Origin of the sequence: Nocardioides abyssi (assembly GCF_030412915.1) — a bacterium.
Lineage (GTDB): Bacteria > Actinomycetota > Actinomycetes > Propionibacteriales > Nocardioidaceae > Nocardioides > Nocardioides abyssi.
The window spans coordinates 1-222 of the sequence record NZ_JAUHJR010000277.1; the positions used below are offsets into that span (position 1 = coordinate 1).

Below are 222 nucleotides of genomic sequence, written 5' to 3' on the forward strand. Positions count from 1 at the left end.
ATCGGCACCCAGTGGCACGACGCCGACATCGCGGCCATCGCCCAGGCCGGCCCCGACGCGGTCGTCGTGCCCAAGGTCGGCTCCGCCGACGAGGTCCACCAGCTCGTCGCGGCCCTCGAGCGGGCCGGCGCCCCCGACCACACCACGCTCTGGGCGATGATCGAGACCCCGGTCGCGATCCTCGACGCCCTCGCCATCGCCCGCGCCAGCGAGCGGCTGACC

General features: G+C 75.7%; 1 protein-coding gene. It reads left to right on the plus strand.

What is annotated here, in order from left to right; translation table 11 throughout:
* Positions 1–222: aldolase/citrate lyase family protein (locus tag QWY29_RS21385; protein WP_300963104.1), on the plus strand; the 222-nt coding region annotated here is incomplete at both ends.